Consider the following 17,584-nt stretch of genomic DNA (forward strand, 5'->3'; position numbering starts at 1 on the left):
ACCGCTCCCGCCGTATGTCTGGCTTTGCCACCAAAATGGCGCGCTTCTTCTTCCAAGATGGCCAGAGCATCACGCTGCGCATTAAAGGCGATGGCGATGTTTTTCAGGTGCAGCTCAATAGCCGAATCATCCCCATTCAGCAAGTGGACAACATGAAGGGCGCTATTGAAGAGATGGCCCGCATGGCAACCTCCAACGCCCCCGCCTGGAAAAAGGCTCAGCGTCGCAAACAGCAACGGGCCAAGGTCAACACCGACGACCTAAAGGCGCGCTCTTTGCCCCGTGGAAAGCAAATTGAAGCTTTGGAAAGCGAAGTGAGCGAATTGCGCGCCACGCGCGCTGAACTGGAAAGCGAAAACGCCGCGCTTAACAAAGCCATGGAAGAACGCCGCACCACTCTGCAAACCCTTGAGCAGCAAGTTCAAGCTGCTACCAGCTAAGGAGCACTCCGCCATGACACCTTTTAACCAAGGCGTGCGCATTTGCGACCGTATCATTGCCCCGGATGCTTTCAGCTCAGCTCAGCTTGCCGATGCAATGTATCGGTTAACTGCAGACGCCGACGATGCCGCGCTGATCCTTGAATCTTGCACGCCAGAAGAGGCTGATGCGCTACTAAACCCCGGCGTTGATCTAGTTGTCGAGGCGGTTACTGCCGTCAAAAATCGCCTTGATCGCACTATGAGTGCGCTGGTTCGTGTTTTTGCGCGCCACGGTAAGGGCGTGCAGCCGTATGAATACCCAAGCATTGGCCCTGACCGTAAGAACGCGCTGTTCGCCTACAAAACCGTGACGTTCACGATGGACGATGGCCAAACAGTCAGCATTCTGTTCCATAGCCCAGGCCGCGACCCTATGAAACTGGTGGCCGATGACCTGCTGATTGCTTACCGCTGGATGCTTAACCGCCGCGATATTACCGCCATCGTATCCCCGGAAGGCGGGCGGGATATCAACCTGCAAACCATGGCGCGCCGGATTATGCAGCTGGTGGAAGAGAACAGCGAGAAGTTCCAGGCGAACAATGAGAAGCGCCAGGAGCAGGCAGAAGCGTTGGCCAAACTGGAAAGCGAGCAAGCGGCAGAGAACGAAGCCGTAGACAAACTAACTCAGCAGAACGCCGACCTTAGTGGTCAGATTGACGATGCTGATGCGCGTATCGCTCGCCTGCGTGAGCGCCTAGAAGCCCACGGCGAAGCCGACCGTGAAGGGAGTGGGCCGGAGCCGGAACCAGTTGCGTCAGACAGTGATGCAGGGGACGGTGAAGGCGGTTCGCCAGCTGAGTCAGAATCTGATTCAGAGTCGACCGACAACAGCGGCCGCGTAGCTGACTACTTGAGCCGCATCGAGCAGGCTGAGACAGCTAAGGACGTGGGCGCCATTGGTGTTGAGTTGGAAGGCGACAGCAATCTCAGTGCCGAAGAGTACCAAACGGTTAGTCGCGCCATTCGCGCCGCGCGCGTTCGCTTTTCTCAGGAAGAGGAGGCAAAGCGCCAAGAGTTAAGCAGTCCGGAGCAAATCGACACCGTAGACGGCTGGCAGGTTTCCCATGGCCCGTTCGTTGACTTCACCCTGACCGCGCAAGCCGCTTTGGGCGTCGACTCTACCCGCGTAAACGTTAAGGCCCGTAATGGAAACACTATCGGCACCATTGAACGTGACGATGTGAATGCCTTTGCCGGTGGCGACACCTCTACGTTCACTCCTACCGACAACTGGAAAACCACCTACTCGGATGAGTTAAAGCAGCTGATGGGGCTTGCTAACACTGAGAGTTCGCCAGCGCAGGAGCCTGACAGCTTGGAAGCCCTTGATGGCCGCCTTTATCGCGACATTAGCCGTTCAATTACAGTGATTCGTGGTATTGATCTAGGCACTGAGCAAGGCTACAACCGCTCGCTGTTTAGCAGCTCAATTGCCAACAAACTCAAGACTCAAGCCCGCAACGGTAATGAAGAGGTGGTAGACGCTGCCCTGCTACTGATTGCACAGCAGTCGATTGACCATGGCCGTCCAGTTCTCGCTAAACGGAACGCCATTTGGAGCGCCACCGGCAACGATATGGATTATTACATGGGCATTGCGCAGCGCCAGGCGAGCGCCGACACCGCGACCGCTGCCAGCGAAGACGAGCCACCGGCCCCTGAAGAGCAAGACGATACGCCAACGCCTACCGAGCCGGAGCCTGAAAGCAGCGAGCCAACCGAGGCCGACCGTATTAGCGCCGCACTGCAAGGCTTGCTGAGCGGCACCGACAGCACCGAAGTGATGGACGCCCTAGAAACGTTAATGGATGAAGCTGAGGCGGCGGGCATCGACATTGATAACGACCCGGACATGCTGGCGGTATCCGACCATATCACCGGGCTACTGGAAAAGGAGGCCGCGTAAATGACCCTTTCAATGCGCGAGCGCCTGGCATTACAGAAAAGCGTTAAGCAAAGCCTGGCCACCCTACGGGGTGGTAGGTTAGGTATGCGTGAACGCCTGGCACTGCATAAGCAGGTAAAGGCCGATATGACTAAGCTGGGCGGTCAAGCTGAGGCACGGGCAGTCCCGGATGATTCCGCACAGTACGGCGAGTACCTAGCCTGGATTCAGGATGTCGAGCGTACCCGTGCCGAGTTAGAGGGCGATGGCTTCCGGCGTGAGATTAACGCCGATGAACGCCTGAACGATGGTGAAGCATCCCGCTTGCTGGATGCAGTTCAGTCGCGCATCGCTGCGCTGAGTGAACCAGGCCTTATTGACAGTGCCAGCGAGGAAGAAGCCCCCGCCCAAATCCAGGTCACACTAACCGCCCAAGCCGTGCGCGGTGACTTCAACGGCCTATCCCTGCCTGAGTTTATCGAGCAGCTGAAAAGCGCCTACAGTGCCGATGAAGACCTAGATGGGGCCAAAGAGGCTGCCATTGGCTACCTAGAAGCCAATCAGCAAGAGCTGGAGGCCGCCTAATGCGCACTGACGGCATGATAAGTGCCGTTCGCACCGCCACCAGCCTTGATGAGTTGGTGGTAGCGCTGAATGGCGATGAAGACCCGTTGTTGACGGTCTACAGTGAAATGGAACTGGCCGAAAAAGCCCAGCAACAACAAGCTGACCAGGAGGCAGAGCAACGCGAACGCGAGCAAGCCGAGCGCAAAGCTCAGGCTGACCGCGACCGTGACGACTTCCGGCTAAGCGGTAGCGACAGTGTTAGCGACGTGGCCACCAGTTATGGCCAGGACGATATGCTGGGCGCAAGCATGAGTAGTGCCGTCGACAGCGCCGCCGCCGACACCGAAACAGCCCTCAGCGCTGCCCAGGCCCAAGCGGGCAACTACCGCAAGGGCAAGGTGACGATTCACGGCTTAACGGTGGCAATCGAGAACCCGCGCGGCTCTACCCGCCGTGGCGTGGATGAAGACGGCAACGAGTGGGAAAGCACCCTTGCCCACCACTACGGCGATATTAAGGGCACCATCGGCGCGGACGGCGACAGCGTAGACGTGTTTATCGGCAGCGCCCCGGAAGCCGAAACGGCCTATGTGGTGGATCAGTTGAACGACAACGGCGGTTTTGATGAGCACAAGGTAATGCTGGGCTTTGAGTCAGAATCAGAGGCTAAAGCAGGCTACCTGGCCAACTACGAAGCAGGATGGCGCGGGCTGGGCAGCATTACCCCGGTGCCGGTATCCGGCCTAAAGACCTGGCTTAACCGTGGCAGCATGCAAGCGCCCTTCCGCGACTACCTAATGTCCCCGGTCAGCACCAACGGCGAGGAAGAGCCTGATAACTTCCCCGGCCCCCGTGGGCGCGAAGGCGACGTGCGCACGCCCAAAGGCACGCGCGTGGCCACGCAGTTTACCGTACTGGAGGCGGGTGACTTAATCGCCAGCCACACCCCGGATGGCCGCGAAAACGCAGCGTTCCCCCAAGAGCTGCAACCGCGAGACCGTAGCCGCGACACCAGTCGCGCTTGGATACAGAAAACCGCCAAAGACCTCGACCCCGGCTTGCTGGGGCGCACCAAAAAAGCCGACAGCGGCGCGCCCATCATTGGCAAGGATCGCATTGTCGAGTCCGGCAACGGTCGCACGCTGGCTATTATGGAGGCGTACCGGCTGGGCATGGCTGGCGAGTACAAGGCCTGGCTTGTGGAAGATGCCGCAAGCTACGGCCTCAACCCCTCGCAAATCGCTAAGATGACCGCCCCCGTGCTGGTGCGCGTGCGAACCAGCAGCATCGACCGGGCCACTTTTGCGGTAGAAGCGAACCAAGACGACAAGCTGGCCATGACAGCTACCGAAAAAGCCCGCGCCGATGCCAACCGGCTCACGCCGGAGCTAATGAGCCGGTTTGAGCCGGGGGCAGACGGTGACCTGCTAGTAGCCAGCAATCGCGGCTTCATTCAGGGCTTTTTGCAATCGCTTGGCGATGCCGAGGCAGCGCAGTACCTCACTAGCGCCGGGGAGTATACCGGCCCGCTGATCGCCCGTTTGCAAGCCGCCGTGTTTGCCAAGGCCTACGTAGACGAGCGCCTGCTGGAGCTAATGGCCGATAGCGCCAAGCCCGAAAACCGCAACGTGATTAACGCGCTTTCGGCAGCGGCCCCGGAGTTTATTCAGGCGCGCGCCGCCAGCGAACAAGGCGCGCAGGAGGTAAGCGAAAACCTAGCCGAGTCGGTAGCGCTATCGCTGGAAAACGAAGCGGTGAAGTCGCTGATCGACGCCACCAACATCGTTCGCCAAGCCAAGCGCGAAGGCATGGAAGTGGCTGAGTACGTTAGTCAAATGGGGCTGTTTGGCGATATAGAGCCAGGCGTGTCCGCCATGGCCATCTTTATTGCCCAGAACAACCGCAGTTCGCGCCGTTTGAGCACCGCTTTCAAAGCTATGGCCGAGTTTGTGCGCGGCGAATTGGAGCGTGACAACGCTGCCGGGGGTGATATGTTCGGAGGTGGCGTGGTCAACATGGCCGACGTGGTAGAGGCCGCCAATCGGGTGATGGAACGTGAGTATGGCGAAGGCCAATATCAAATCAGCGCCCCTGCCCCTGACGGGCTATTTGAATCTGCACGCCAGATACGGCAGCGAGCATTAGAGCGTTTTATCAAGCCGTAGCATTCGCACTAGCCGCTGCATCAAACAACCCGCCCTAACAAGGCGGGTTTATTATACTAAAGTATATTGCATTTAATGCAATATACTCCTATAGTGAGAATACGCACAGGCCGCCGGGTCTTTATCGAAAAGCACACATTTGAAGGATGCAGCAATGAAAGCTTCCCGTGATTTACAAATCAAAACCAACATCGTATTAGGAAAAATCCCTTTCAAAACGTTTTATGACAAGCAGGACGACTACAAAGCGTCTGGGTTGTCGCCTGATCGCTTTCGCGAAACCGTGCTATTGCCGCTGGCAGAGCGCTTCGAGCCTGCTGGTTACAAAGCCATGATGCAGCAAGCTCAAGACGAAAAGCTGAACAGTAGCCATATCGACACGCTGCTACGCGCCACAATTAAAGACGTGTTCGGTGATCGTCAGTGGGCGGCTTTTAAGCATAGCGGGGGTGTCCAATGAGTCTGGGATACTTTGCCCTAGCTCGCAGCATTAAACCGGCAGCGGCCTTTTTTGAAGTGGCCGGGGAAGTTGGCGAACGCGGCGTTGAAGTGGAACAGTGCGACGGCCATCAAAAGGTAGTCGGACTACGTGAGGGCTACCAGCCTAGTGACGAATGGCAGCAAGCCGTGTTTGCCTTCTACTGCGCTGTCAGTAGCTCCGTTCGCTATGCCCTGGAAGATACTGATCATGAAGGCTTTGATAGCGGCGAAGTTCAGGCGTGGCGTGAAGCGTTCCGGGGAGGACGGTTTGAGCCTTGGGGCTGGGTTCATCGTGTTATCCAGTTAATGAACCATGCCCGCCGCATCAACAATGCCCCTACCGACATGGGCGACCCTGAGTTTGACTTGATGGCGCGCGTCATTCAGCAAAAAATTGAAGAGCGTCTGAAATGAGTCATCGCCCACCCAGGCTTCCGCATATCAAAAAGCCCTGCCGTGACTGCCCGTTTCGTAAAGACTCTATGGAAGGCTGGCTAGGCGGGGAACGCATGACGGAGATCATCGCCGCCGACTCATTTGTCTGCCATAAAAAGCGGGATCACCAGTGCGCCGGTCACATGCTCCTAAAAGGAAGCGACAGCGCATTTGTAAGTCTAGCCAAGCGGATGGGTATACCTCTACTACTTACTGGCCGTCCGCTGGTCTTTGATAGCGAAGCCGATTGCATAAAGCACCACGAACATTAAGGGAACCCATGAACAACAACCAGCGCTTAAAGCACCTTCACGCCGCGCTAAAGCTTAATGATGCTGACATTGCTCGCGCGGCCACGCTGGGTGGCGTACCTACTAGCCGCAATCGGGCTAAGTCCTGGCTGCGGGGCAAAAGCGCTCGCCGTGAGCGCGACGGCAGCCAGCAGCGGCGATTCATTGAAATCAGCCAAGACGAGTTCGATGCCGTGCTGATAGGGCTGAGGGCCATGCTGGATGAAGCGGATCGGAAGAACGGCATATACAGCCAACAGTTATCGCCCCAGCAAAACGCAGCACTTGCTCGACTGGAGAGCCTTACTGGCACTCCCCCGTTGGGCATTGAAGAGTTTGAAAGCGGAGATATAAGCGCCAAGCAACTATGGCAACAAAACATAGAGTGGCTGGAAGGAGTGCTCGCCAGCGCCCAAAACTTGCCATTCCCCAATACTGAACAAGAGGATTGAGCCGTGACCGATCTAAAGCAGCGCTACACCGAGTACAACAACCGTTTGCGTGCGGATGGGCATAAGCTACTGGCCTTTCCCTGCCCCGCTTGTGATCAAGCAATTGAAACGCAGGCAGCGCCCGCTGGCGACGAATGGGACACCCTGGCCAACTGCCCCCACTGCGAAGCGATGTACTTCAAGATCGTTACCAGCACAGCGGCGCACGGGGTGATCCCTGGCCCAATCGAACAGCAATAGGGAAATAGCATGGACGCCAACAACATCACCTTGAACGCAGAAGAAACCAGCCTATTCGTAGAGGCCGTGAGCGCTGCCAGTGCGATTTATCACCGGGCTGCCACGCTATGCACACCGGGCATTCCTGCCTTTGGCGTAGACGACCAGCCCGCCGCTGCTAGCGCTGCCATCGATCCCCTGGCCTGCAACGCCTATCTGTTGCTGCTTGGAGAGCTGCGAGCGCTGAAAAAGGCACTGACCAGCCATTATGCGAAACACTCGCTCATAGCTGGCCTAGATTGTGACGATAGGGCGCAATGGTGTGCAACGATCCAGGGGGATAATAAGCCGGACAGCACAAACTTTTTGCTGCTATCAGCCATTTTGGCGGCTAACGTTAAAGCGCGACCAGGGCGCAAAACGCTAGCCTTGCTGGAGCGCCTTTTGTAGTCCCTTCGCGCCCCTCGCGGGCGCATTACCTGACTGTGCAAGGTAAGTCTAACAGCTTGCCACTTTCACCCCAGACCGTTAAGCGGCACTCCCCAGGTTCTACAGCTCTATCCACTTGCCGCTTATCCAGCGCGACGGCAAAGGGACTGTCGGTGCCATCTTCAAAGACAATATCCCAGCATTCCGCCGATTGGATTGACGGCTCAATGGTCACGCTCTTGCCGGTGCGCATTTCCGGCAACATCTCCCCTTCCGAGGCCGCTGGTAGTAACAAGCGCCAAATTCCCGCATTTCCCGACAGATAGAGCAGCCCCCTTTGCGCGTGAGGCATGCCCCAGTAGTTGGTGCTTGCTATATCTTCGCCGTCATTCGCTATTTTGATCATTCCTGTTCCTGGTCGAAATTTAGTCCGCATAAGCAAAAACCCGCACTTGGCGGGCCTTTGCTGCCTAACCGGCAGCCGAATAAACGATCTTTGTTGCTACTGCTTAGCCGCCTGTTCGGCGGTCAATTCCTGCGCATCCCTGCGCATGCAGGGAACAACCAACCTCATCTAACCATTCGGTTCAGCCCTGCTAGTGCAGGGAACTGTATCGCTAAGCTGCCTTTGCGGCAGCGGCAATATCTTGAGCATACATCGGCCCCGGCAGGCATTCAAGGCCAGCTGAAGCGTAACAAAGCGTTACCTTTCGTGAAAGTGTGTTACCTGTCAGGTAAAATAAACAGGTAAATTACCCACCCTACGAAAGGGCTATCTATGTCCCATATTTTTGAGCGCACCGCCACGCCTCCAGTGGCAGCGGCGGTACAGCTTATTCGGCAGTCCACTGCGTTCGGCGTTGTTGTTTCAGTGCTACAAGGCTTGGCCAGCGAAACCGGCAACGCTGATACCGCTGACAGCCTGAAAGGGCAGATGCAGTTTGGTTTGCGCAAGCGTGGCCAAAAAGCCCGTAAAGAAGTCAACGCCATGGCTCGCGCTATCGTGGCCCGCGTGGCTGGCGACCCCAGTCTACTGACCGATGAAGAGCGCAACGTGCTCATGCAGTACAGCGGGCGAGGCGGCATTCAGGGCGATAACAGTCTATCGGAATATTTCACGCCCACACCGATTGCAGAAGGCGTGTGGGACGCCTTAGCCGCTAACGGATTTGAAAACGGTAACGTGCTAGAGCCATCGACCGGGGCTGGTGTTTTTCTTGCCACCAAGCCCAAGGGCACTAAAGTGTCTGGCGCTGAAATTGACGAAACCAGCTCAAGCGTCGCTGCCCTACTCCATCCCGATGAAGACGTGACCAACCAGTCGTTTGAGCAGCTATGCGCCACGGCAAACGACAACAGCTTTGATAGCGTTATCGGCAACGTCCCGTTTGGTGACGCGCGCGGCAAGTGGGCCAAGTTCGACCCGGACTACCAAGACATTAAAGAAATGGAGCGCTACTTTGTTACGCGCGCCATCGACAAAGTGCGCCATGGCGGCTTAATCGCCCTTATCGTCCCGCCTAATATTGTTAGTAAGCGCTCCAAGGCGTTTGTGAACTGGCGTCGCGATATCAGCCGTAAAGCTGAGTTTTTGGGCGCGCACAAGCTCCCCAGCGGCACCTTTGGCGGTGCCAATGGCAACGGCACCGACACCATTGTTGACGTGCTGATCATGCGCAAGCATGGTCGTGACCTATCGCAGAAAATCCCCGACCTGCCCACCGATACCCTGGTCAGCACCAGTGTCTACTGGGATACGTTCATCGATGGCCGCTGGTTCGAACGCGAAGGCAAGCGGTTCGTGCATGGTGAGATTGTTGAAGGCTTCCGCACCCGCGTAGAAAGTGAGATCGACAACGAAGGCTTGAAGCGCTTATTGGCGCGCAAGTTTGACAGCCGTATCGACTACGCCGCCCTGGACACTGCTGAAACCATTACTCGCAACTACTTAGACGGCGACCGGCGCATCATTGGCATGCAGATGCACGAACTGGTAGCCGGTGAGTGGCAAAAGATGGATGCCCATAGCGGCATCTTTAACGATGGGCGCGTCGATACCGAGCGTTTTGGCGTGGCCACCCAGCAAGAGCTGGAAGGCATTGTAGAAGGTGGCCCCACGGCAGCACTGTCGATAAGCGCAGAGCAGGCTAAAAACGCCACACAAAGCCCGTTAGGCCGAAACGCCACCGCTAGCATCAAGAATGCCGTAACGCTCGCCTACACTACCGAGAAAGGTATGCGGGAGCGGGTATACCGTGCGGCGCTTATCGGGGCAGAGATTAGCCAGTACGCGCGCCAGGTCAGCGAGACAGGGCAAGCTGATGACGACGCCCGTGAGCGCCTGCAACGCCTAGTAACGGCTGAGGTGGAACAGTACGGCAACCCGGCCAAAGATGCCCGTCTACGCCAGGTCAGCGGCCCTGGAGCAAGCAACGTGGCCGCATTCGCGCGCTCCATGACCAAGGATGGCGGCTTTTCCGACTTACTGACCGGCAAGCGTACTGGCGAGCGTGGCCAGGCGTATGAACTAAGCGATCCCGCCGAGGCATTACGCTACGTGTCGATCATGGCCGGTAACGTTCCGATCCCTCTGGACTTGGCCCAGGCTGCGTATACCGGTGACGGCTTGCTCACCCTTGAAAAGATGGCAGCGCATGACAGCGTTGCGATCACCGCCGACGGCTTGCTACAGCCCATGGAGTATTTTGCCAGCGGCAACGTAGTGCATAAGTTGACCGCCCTTGAGCGCGCCATGGCCGCTGAAAGCAGCCCCGCCATTGCAGAAAAGATGCAGCGCCAGGTCGACGCTATCAATGCTAAGCGAAAGTTCACAGACGTGGACAATATCGTATTCAGCATGCGCGACAAGTGGTACGACCGTAAGCTGATCGAGCGCTTCCTTGACGCGCGCGGGTACGGTAGCGAGTTCTACTACGACGCCCAGCAAGGCCGCTTTGTCGCAGCGCTAGGCGCTAAATTGCAGCGATTTGAAAAGCAGCTGTTCGACTACCTGAACGGCCTCCCCATCACGTCGAGCAAGGCCGAAAAAGCAGCCGAGTACAAGCAGCAAGCCCGCGACCTTGAAGAAGAGTTCAACGTCTGGTTGCGTCAGCATGACGACATAGACGGCCTGGTCGCCCGCTACAACGATGTATTTAACGACCACGTACCCGTGGAGTATGACGGCAGCGACTTGCAGCTAGAAAACGTAGCCGACTGGATCACTCCGCACGACTACCAAGCCGCAGGCGTGCGCCGATTAAGCGATGAAGGCCGGGGTATTCTGGCGTTTGATGTAGGGCTAGGGAAAACGCTTGCCGCCCTATCGCTAGCGCAATACAACGCCCAAAAAGGCCGCGCCAAACGTACCTGCGTCGTAGTGCCCAGCGCGGTGCTGGAAAACTGGTATCACGAAACCCGCCAGTTTCATAAGTCGATGGCCCACGTCCACTTTGTCGGCTTCACCCCCAAATCCAAAGGGGGAGAGATCGAGCGGGAGCCAGTGCTGGATGAAGAGGGCAACCCCAAGATCGGTCGCAATGGCGAGGTGCAGTATCGGGACGTGCTGAGCGAAGACAGCGCCCAAGTCATTTACGACAAGATCAACGACATACCCCAGACCAGCAAGACGCTGATCGTCATTTCCCGCGACCGCTTCGGCATGATCCCGCTTCGCCCGGACACCCGCGAAGCCTACGCCGACCGCATGGTCAGCCGGAACCTGCTAAGCAATAGCTTCGCTGCCAGCCTGGCGCAAGGCGAGGACGTAAAGCTGGGCCGCAACGGCAACTACGACGCTGCCAAGAAAACCGAGCGCTATCAGCAAAAATTCAACGATGACGGCACGCGCAAGAAAGGCGAATACCCGTTTTTCGAGGATATGGGCTTTGACAGCGTAATCGTGGATGAAGGCCACGAATACAAAAACACCTATCAAGCCAACGGCGAGACGCAACGCCTGGCGTATCTACCCACGCCCGTGCCTGCTAAGCGCAGCGTGGATATGGCCGTGAAGATGGATCACCTGCGCAGCCGCAACAACGGTGCAGGCCCGGTTATGTTGACAGCCACCCCGGTGACCAACTCCCCGGTCGAAATTTACAACATGCTAAGCCATATCGTGCCGGCGGAATTTTTCGAGCGCATGGGTATTAGCAACGTTGACGATTTTGTACAGCACTTCTGCCAGATCGAAGAAGTCTCTCGCACCAAGCTATCCGGGGAAGTGGTGACCGAGGAAGGCGTAGCAGGCTTCCAGAACCTAGACGCCCTGCGCAATCTGTTCCACCGCTTTACCAACATGAAGTCAGCGGAAGACGTAAACGATGCTGACAACAGCCTCAAAATGCCCGAGAGCACCGAGGTTCACGCCACCGTTGATATGACGCCAGCGCAAGCCGCGATTTATGAAGAGCTGCGCCAAGAAGCCGACGCGATCAATCAGAAAATCGAAACCCTGAACGCAGACGGCACTATATCGGTAGAAGAGGCGCGCCCGGTATTCGCCATCATCCGTGATATGGATCGCATTACCACGGATATGGATTTATACCTGCGCACGATGACCTTCACCCTCCCCGACCGTTACCGGGATGAGGTGAAAAAGCTGGTAGCCGACCTGCCTGAGAGCGTGACCCGGCGCTTGCGTGACGAAGAGACCGGCGAAATGGAGAACGTGCCGGTAGAGCTTTCCAGCGCCTACCGTTTGGATGACAGCGACAGCACCTTGCTGCTGGTGGTGCCCGAATTCTACGAGCAGGAAGTAGTGAAGCGCCTTAGCAAGTTTGGCATCACTGAAAAAGACGTGGCCCACCCGGTCATGCCCAAGTACGCCAAACTGCTGGACAACCTGCGCCAGGAGTACGAACGCGGCGGCAAGCAGATCGTATTTACTGAAGAAAAATCCCAGCACGACAAAATCAAACGGATCATCACCCACCACCTGCCAATCACGTCTGAGGAAATCGGCATCATTAACGCCGATACCGCCAAGGGCGACAAGCTGGAAAAAATCAGCAACAGCTACAACACCGGCAAGGCGCGCATCATCATCGCCAATAAAAAAGCCGAGGTGGGCGTCAACCTGCAAAAAGGCACCACAGCGATCCACCACCTCACCCTACCCTGGACGCCTGCCAGCATCCAGCAGCGCAACGGTCGCGGCGTTCGCCAGGGCAACACGTCTGCCAACGTCGACGTGATTTACTACATGGGCAAGGGCAGTTTTGATGGCTACCGACTGGAATCACTGAAACGTAAGTCGAGCTGGATTAAAGACTTGTTCTACGGCGACGCCGCCACCGCAGAGAACGCCAACGCAGGCAGCGACGACGACATGGCCATCATGCTAGCCGCGAACCCGGAAGAGGCCCGCGAACGCATCGCAGCACAGCGTAAACGCCAGGCAGATGAAACCCGCGCCCGTGCCAACCGTCGCGCCAGTATCGACTTGGCCAACCTGCAAAAGCACAAGGCGTTTCTGGCCAACTATGAGAGCGCTGAGAACCGTGCCGCGTTTAATGCTCGCGAGCGGGGGCGGGATGAAGATGAAGCCCGCACCCGCATGCAAGCCAAACGCGAGAAAACCCAGGCAGAGGTGCGCCAACTTGAGAGCCGCTTGGTCACAGAGCAGGAGAAGGGCCGCATCGACTTGGACGCCAAGCGCCTAATTAGCGATGGCGAGTACCTGGCTACCCTGAGTGGCGAAATAGTCGAGCAAGGCCAGGTCTATGAAGACCATGAAAGCAGGCAGAAAGACCTCTACCGGGTCGACAGCATTAACCTCGCCAAGGGCAGCGTGACGCTAAAAAGTGTTGTCAGCGCCAGGATTCACGACCGGGGCACCACCCTTTCCGTCAACCGCATGGGCGGCTATCGCCTAACCACCCTGACAGCCGAGCAGATCGACCAGCGCGTGCTCACGGGCGCGCAGCAGATCAGCTATACCTCGCTGCAAGCGATGGCTGTCGATGATGCTTTCCTGCGCGAACGCGGCGAAGACCTGCTTAACCGCATGACCTGGGGCCACCTGGTCGTTGCCGACGCCAACGGCGAGCTGGTTTTCGCTGACCGACACCAGGCGCGTGAGATTGTCGAAACAGGCGGCCACGTCGCGAAACCTCGCCCTGCTGAGAAAGGCTGGCGTGGGCGTGCCATGGCTGCAGCTATCAAAGGTCGCCGCGACCCCCGGCAAGCCCCGGCAGTAGACGGGCTGGCCAAGGTACTGTTTGGTGAACACTGGCTTGCTGAGGCAATGCAGGCCTACGGCAACCCGGCACCGCAAAACATCATCGTTGAAGCTGTTGGTGAGCTACTTGAAAAGAGCTACCAGGCAGCACAAGACTTCTTCACCAACCACTCACTAGGCCCGATAGCCATTCGTATCACGCGCGGCGAGCACGTTAACGCTGCAGAGATAAACATGACTATTGACCGATTGATTCGCACGCGCGCCGACACACATGCACTAGGCACCAACGTGGCGAGTGACGTAAGCAAATCCCTGGCCGCCGCTGACTACGACGCCGACCTCGATGCCCTCAAGGAGGTTGTGCGCCGCCAGGCCATCCCGCTGTCAGAGCGCTTGATTGCCAGCCTGGAAGAGAGCCGTCAACGGCTTATCAATATGCTGGCCGCTAAAAAACAGGAGCGTGAGGCAGAGGCTGAGGCAGAGCGACAGGCCGCAACCGCGCGCATAGAGCAGTTGAGCGAAGCCCTGCCGGAAGGTGTCAGAGGCTTTTTCAGCAGCCACGGTATCGAGGTGAAACTGAATAGCGACACAACCACCTGGCAGCCCAAGGGCGGCGGTCGACGCAAGCCACGCGCCCCAGCCACTACCAGCCAGCCGGGGGAGCGATTCATGCTTTTTGACCCAAGAGGTAAAAGCGGGCACCTCGCAAATATCCTAGCAGGTAACAAATCGTTACAATCGCGGTACAATGCCACTTGGACAATTTTTGATGAAAATTTGTGGTGGCACATGCCCGCTGACGGTATCGACTACGACGCGCTAATGGAGGCTTTTGCATGACCCTAGCACGCTACAGCACCGACGAATTAGAGCGGCTGATTAGCGAAGAGGCAGGCGGCGGCGAGTTTGTCGCCGCTTACCTAAAAGGCGTCGCACAAACGCTTTCTCGCCATCCGGCGCAATACCGGGGCTTCGGCCCCTATTGGTGGCCCCTAAAAGCACTGCTAGTTGAGGCAGGTTACTCGCAATTCGGCACCGAGATTGACGACGATGACGCGCTAACCGCACTTACCTACGAAACGCCCGCGCTGACCGTGGCCGCCGCTTACGCCTTTGCTGAGCATGCCTTTAGCACGGGGCTGCTGACCAGCCCTTCCCATACTGTGACTTTCACCAACGGTGAAACTGGCACTTATCACGTTGGTGACGAGGAAATTGAAGGCATTTTGATGGCCCGCACAGTATTAACTCGCGGGGGCCGCCATGGCGAAGCCACGTAGGAAATCCGGCAGCGTTTGGACGGAGCTGTTTAGCGCCAGCCATCCTGACGACCTAGATACATCGCCGCTCAGCGTGCAATCGGGGGGTGTGGCCAGCTCTACGCCAGGCTCCGGTTCTAGCTCCATGCTGGATGGCGAATCTGGCGGTATGGTCGATGCAAAAGAAGGCGTGAAGTGCTCCCCGGATGGCAATCTTCTCATCCGTCGAATGCCGGTGAATCGGCTGGAAAAGTACGCCACACTCCGCGCTATGGGGAAAGACCCTACGATAGATAGCGCGCTAAAAATGCACCTCTCCCATGCTCTGGCATCAAATCCTGAGACCGGAGAAATAATTAACATCGATACCAAGGACGGCAACGATCACGAGCACATTGTTGAAGACCTACGTAGCACGTTCAAGCCAATTCTCAACGCCAACCTAGAAAAATGGGCGTATGGCGCTTGCTTGATGGGCTGGCAGCCGCTGCGCGTATACGGCGAAAAGGGTGTAGGTATTACGCAGGTGCGCCACGATTATTACACCCTGCCCGACTTCACCAGCCGCTTCGAGCGAGTAGGCAATCTAGCGGGCTTCGCGAGCAGTTGGCAGCAGCTTACTGGCCATGAGCGCTCCAAGGGACTTTTGCGATTAATGCCCCCTTGGTCGTTTGTCGAGATTAAGTTGCCAAACTGGCAGCTTGACCACTTCAACAAAGAGCCACATCGCCATAACGGTGATGTGTTCAGCATTGATAGTGAAGACTGGCAAAGCGAAAGCTATATCGAGTCGCAAGACTACGGCACCAGCTTGATCGAAACCGCATTCGAGCCATGGGTGGATCTTCAAGAGGCTATTTTGTCGCTCAATATGAGCCGCAAGAATGCCGCCAATGTCGAGCGATTGATAGGCGTTCAGACCGGAAAACTGAACCCCCAGAAGGCCGCTGAATACCTCAACACCATTGGCAATCAGATGCGCAAAGCAAGCCAGGCGCAAGCCCAGCAGTCGCTAAGAAAAGGCTACGTACAGACTGTCTGGAACCACATTATCCCGATTTTTAGCGCTGGCCAGGGACAACTGGACATTTCTACGGTTGAGGGTCGCCCTGACATTGCCGAGATTGAAGACATTAAGTTCCACGTCAACCGATTAGGCGGCGCGGTAGGCGTTGAGCCTGCCCTATTAGGCTTCGGTGAACAAATGAGCGGCGGCTTAGGTGACGGCGGCTTTTTTCGCATGAGCGTTATGGCAGCAATGAAGGCCAACATGGTGCGTACCGCTGTCGAGGCAATGATTCAGCGACTGTTTGATATTCATGTTGCTTACAAATACGGGAAGGTATTTACCGAAGCTGAGCGCCCCTGGCAGGTGCGTTTCCACTCGCTAAACACAGCTATTGCCCGTGAACAATCAGAAGAAGCTGAGCGCCAGGTTCAGTTTGCTACTAGCGTGACCGGCTTGATGCAGATGATCGATCCGATGCTCGGAAACGTGAAGATCAATGAGTTCCAAAACTGGCTGATGACAGACCTGATGAAGGTCGATGAAGAAAAAGCAAAACGCATTCTAGCCGACGTGAGAAAAGTAACGCCTGGTGAAGGGGAGGACGAAGGCGAAATTATCGGGGAGAGCGTCAGCCCAGCCGAGCAGGACAAACTTAATAGCCTGGTTAAAACACTGATTTATGAAGCGCTAGCCGATATGGAGATAGCTGCATGAAGAACCAAGAAGTAACGCTACAGTTCAATATTTTCGACTATGGTCGTAAGGTCACCGGCAATTTTCGCCGGTACGAAGTGGACAACGTGCGCCAGGTGCTTGAGAGCGCTGCTACCCGTGAGCGCATCAAGCTACGCGAAGCTACCGGGTACTTCGGCCATGGTCGCCGCCAAATCACCGGCAAGCTCGACCTAAGCGAAGTCGAGACGGTACAAACGCCTAGCGGCCCTATTGTTATTGAGAATATCCCCGCTTGCGTCACCAAGGCCATTAGTATTGACGATGACGGCAACGTATCCCACACCCAAGATATTCTCACAACCGACCCCGGAAAAGCGGTGCAGGCCTTGATGCAGTCGCAAGTTGGGGGCTTCTCTTGGGCTACGGGCGGGCGCGATGGCCAGCGCAACAGCCCTACCCGGCTTAATTCCTACCACGGCATGGACTACGTAATGACGCCGGGGTATTCCAGCAACCGGAGCTACCAAATTTTAGAAAGCGCCCAACAGATTGATGACGAGCGTGACCAAATTTTTGAAGCGATGCGCTCCTGCGGTCTCAGCGAAGAGAAGGCCCGACTCTATACCGACACGTTCACCAGCCCCTACCTAGCGGCTGCCGCTGCAAGCGAGCGTGAAAGCGAGCTAATGGAAACCACGCAGATTTTAGAGTCGCGCCTGGTTGAGCTTGAGGGCGAGCTAGAGGCTGCGCGCCAAGCGGGCAGTGACCGCAAGTCACGTCTCATGGAATGGGCAAAGGGATACCATGTAGTGGTGCCGGATCACGTCTTAGAAGCGGTTGAGCAAGGCGATGTGAACAAGGAAATTGCGTTCTTTGAGGACGTGGCCCGCGTCAACCGTGACAAGGCTGGTACTCTCCCCCTGAGCGGCGGTAAGTTCATAGGAGAAAGCGTGCCGAAGCCTAAGTTCGGCAAGTCTGAGGTGCCAGGCTACGGCAGTGTAGAGAGTGCGCCTACGTTCGACTAAACCCGACACTGCCCGACAC

At 56.9% G+C, this 17,584-nt stretch carries 15 protein-coding genes; 14 read left to right on the forward strand and 1 reads right to left on the reverse strand.

The window, feature by feature from the left end:
• The 10 genes from JFC11_RS15715 to JFC11_RS15760 form a co-directional block, all read left to right on the forward strand.
• Positions 1 to 440, forward strand: a 440-nt coding sequence (locus tag JFC11_RS15715) for a defense against restriction DarA-related protein (RefSeq protein ID WP_479694292.1), incomplete at its 5' end; no start/stop codon positions are given.
• 13 nt (positions 441 to 453) lie between these two features.
• Positions 454 to 2,391: a defense against restriction DarA-related protein gene (locus tag JFC11_RS15720; RefSeq protein WP_198349956.1), complete on the forward strand. Its 1,938-nt coding sequence runs from the start codon at positions 454 to 456 to the stop codon at positions 2,389 to 2,391.
• Positions 2,392 to 2,955, forward strand: a complete 564-nt coding sequence (locus tag JFC11_RS15725; protein WP_198349957.1) for a hypothetical protein — start codon at positions 2,392 to 2,394, stop codon at positions 2,953 to 2,955.
• On the forward strand, positions 2,955 to 5,102 hold the full coding sequence (locus JFC11_RS15730; protein WP_198349958.1) for a hypothetical protein: 2,148 nt from the start codon (positions 2,955 to 2,957) through the stop codon (positions 5,100 to 5,102). Before JFC11_RS15725 ends, JFC11_RS15730 begins: the two co-directional genes overlap by 1 nt.
• 154 nt (positions 5,103 to 5,256) lie before the next feature.
• On the forward strand, positions 5,257 to 5,562 hold the full coding sequence (locus JFC11_RS15735) for a hypothetical protein (protein ID WP_198349959.1): 306 nt from the start codon (positions 5,257 to 5,259) through the stop codon (positions 5,560 to 5,562).
• Positions 5,559 to 5,996 carry a hypothetical protein gene (locus tag JFC11_RS15740; RefSeq protein ID WP_198349960.1) on the forward strand — a complete coding sequence of 146 codons (438 nt, stop codon included), beginning with the start codon at positions 5,559 to 5,561 and terminating at the stop codon, positions 5,994 to 5,996. The genes JFC11_RS15735 and JFC11_RS15740 overlap by 4 nt, the downstream gene beginning before the upstream one ends.
• Entirely contained in the window at positions 5,993 to 6,289 is a 297-nt protein-coding gene (locus JFC11_RS15745) for a DUF6283 family protein (RefSeq protein ID WP_198349961.1), read from the forward strand. Before JFC11_RS15740 ends, JFC11_RS15745 begins: the two co-directional genes overlap by 4 nt.
• An 8-nt stretch (positions 6,290 to 6,297) precedes the next feature.
• Positions 6,298 to 6,759 carry a YehS family protein gene (locus tag JFC11_RS15750; protein ID WP_198349962.1) on the forward strand — a complete coding sequence of 154 codons (462 nt, stop codon included), beginning with the start codon at positions 6,298 to 6,300 and terminating at the stop codon, positions 6,757 to 6,759.
• A gap of 3 nt (positions 6,760 to 6,762) precedes the next feature.
• On the forward strand, positions 6,763 to 6,999 hold the full coding sequence (locus JFC11_RS15755; RefSeq protein ID WP_198349963.1) for a hypothetical protein: 237 nt from the start codon (positions 6,763 to 6,765) through the stop codon (positions 6,997 to 6,999).
• A 9-nt stretch (positions 7,000 to 7,008) separates the two neighbouring features.
• Positions 7,009 to 7,428: a hypothetical protein gene (locus tag JFC11_RS15760; protein ID WP_198349964.1), complete on the forward strand. Its 420-nt coding sequence runs from the start codon at positions 7,009 to 7,011 to the stop codon at positions 7,426 to 7,428.
• Between the two features lie 25 nt (positions 7,429 to 7,453).
• Here the strand turns inward: JFC11_RS15760 and JFC11_RS15765 are convergent, their stop codons facing one another.
• On the reverse strand, positions 7,454 to 7,813 hold the full coding sequence (locus tag JFC11_RS15765) for a hypothetical protein (RefSeq protein ID WP_198349965.1): 360 nt from the start codon (positions 7,811 to 7,813) through the stop codon (positions 7,454 to 7,456).
• A gap of 372 nt (positions 7,814 to 8,185) precedes the next feature.
• Between JFC11_RS15765 and JFC11_RS15770 the strand changes: the two genes are divergently transcribed.
• Genes JFC11_RS15770 through JFC11_RS15785 form a run of 4 tightly spaced genes read left to right on the forward strand, consistent with a single transcriptional unit; the run spans position 8,186 to position 17,565 of the window.
• On the forward strand, positions 8,186 to 14,437 hold the full coding sequence (locus JFC11_RS15770) for an SNF2-related protein (protein ID WP_198349966.1): 6,252 nt from the start codon (positions 8,186 to 8,188) through the stop codon (positions 14,435 to 14,437).
• Entirely contained in the window at positions 14,434 to 14,877 is a 444-nt protein-coding gene (locus JFC11_RS15775; protein WP_198349967.1) for a hypothetical protein, read from the forward strand. Before JFC11_RS15770 ends, JFC11_RS15775 begins: the two co-directional genes overlap by 4 nt.
• Positions 14,861 to 16,579 (forward strand): portal protein, encoded by a 1,719-nt coding sequence (locus tag JFC11_RS15780; RefSeq protein ID WP_198349968.1) that lies wholly within the window; start codon positions 14,861 to 14,863, stop codon positions 16,577 to 16,579. The genes JFC11_RS15775 and JFC11_RS15780 overlap by 17 nt, the downstream gene beginning before the upstream one ends.
• A complete protein-coding gene (locus tag JFC11_RS15785) occupies positions 16,576 to 17,565 on the forward strand; it encodes a hypothetical protein (RefSeq protein ID WP_198349969.1) in 990 nt (329 codons plus the stop codon). Before JFC11_RS15780 ends, JFC11_RS15785 begins: the two co-directional genes overlap by 4 nt.
• Positions 17,566 to 17,584: the final 19 nt, after the last annotated feature.

The organism is Vreelandella alkaliphila, assembly GCF_016107625.1.
Taxonomy (GTDB): Bacteria; Pseudomonadota; Gammaproteobacteria; order Pseudomonadales; family Halomonadaceae; genus Vreelandella; species Vreelandella alkaliphila.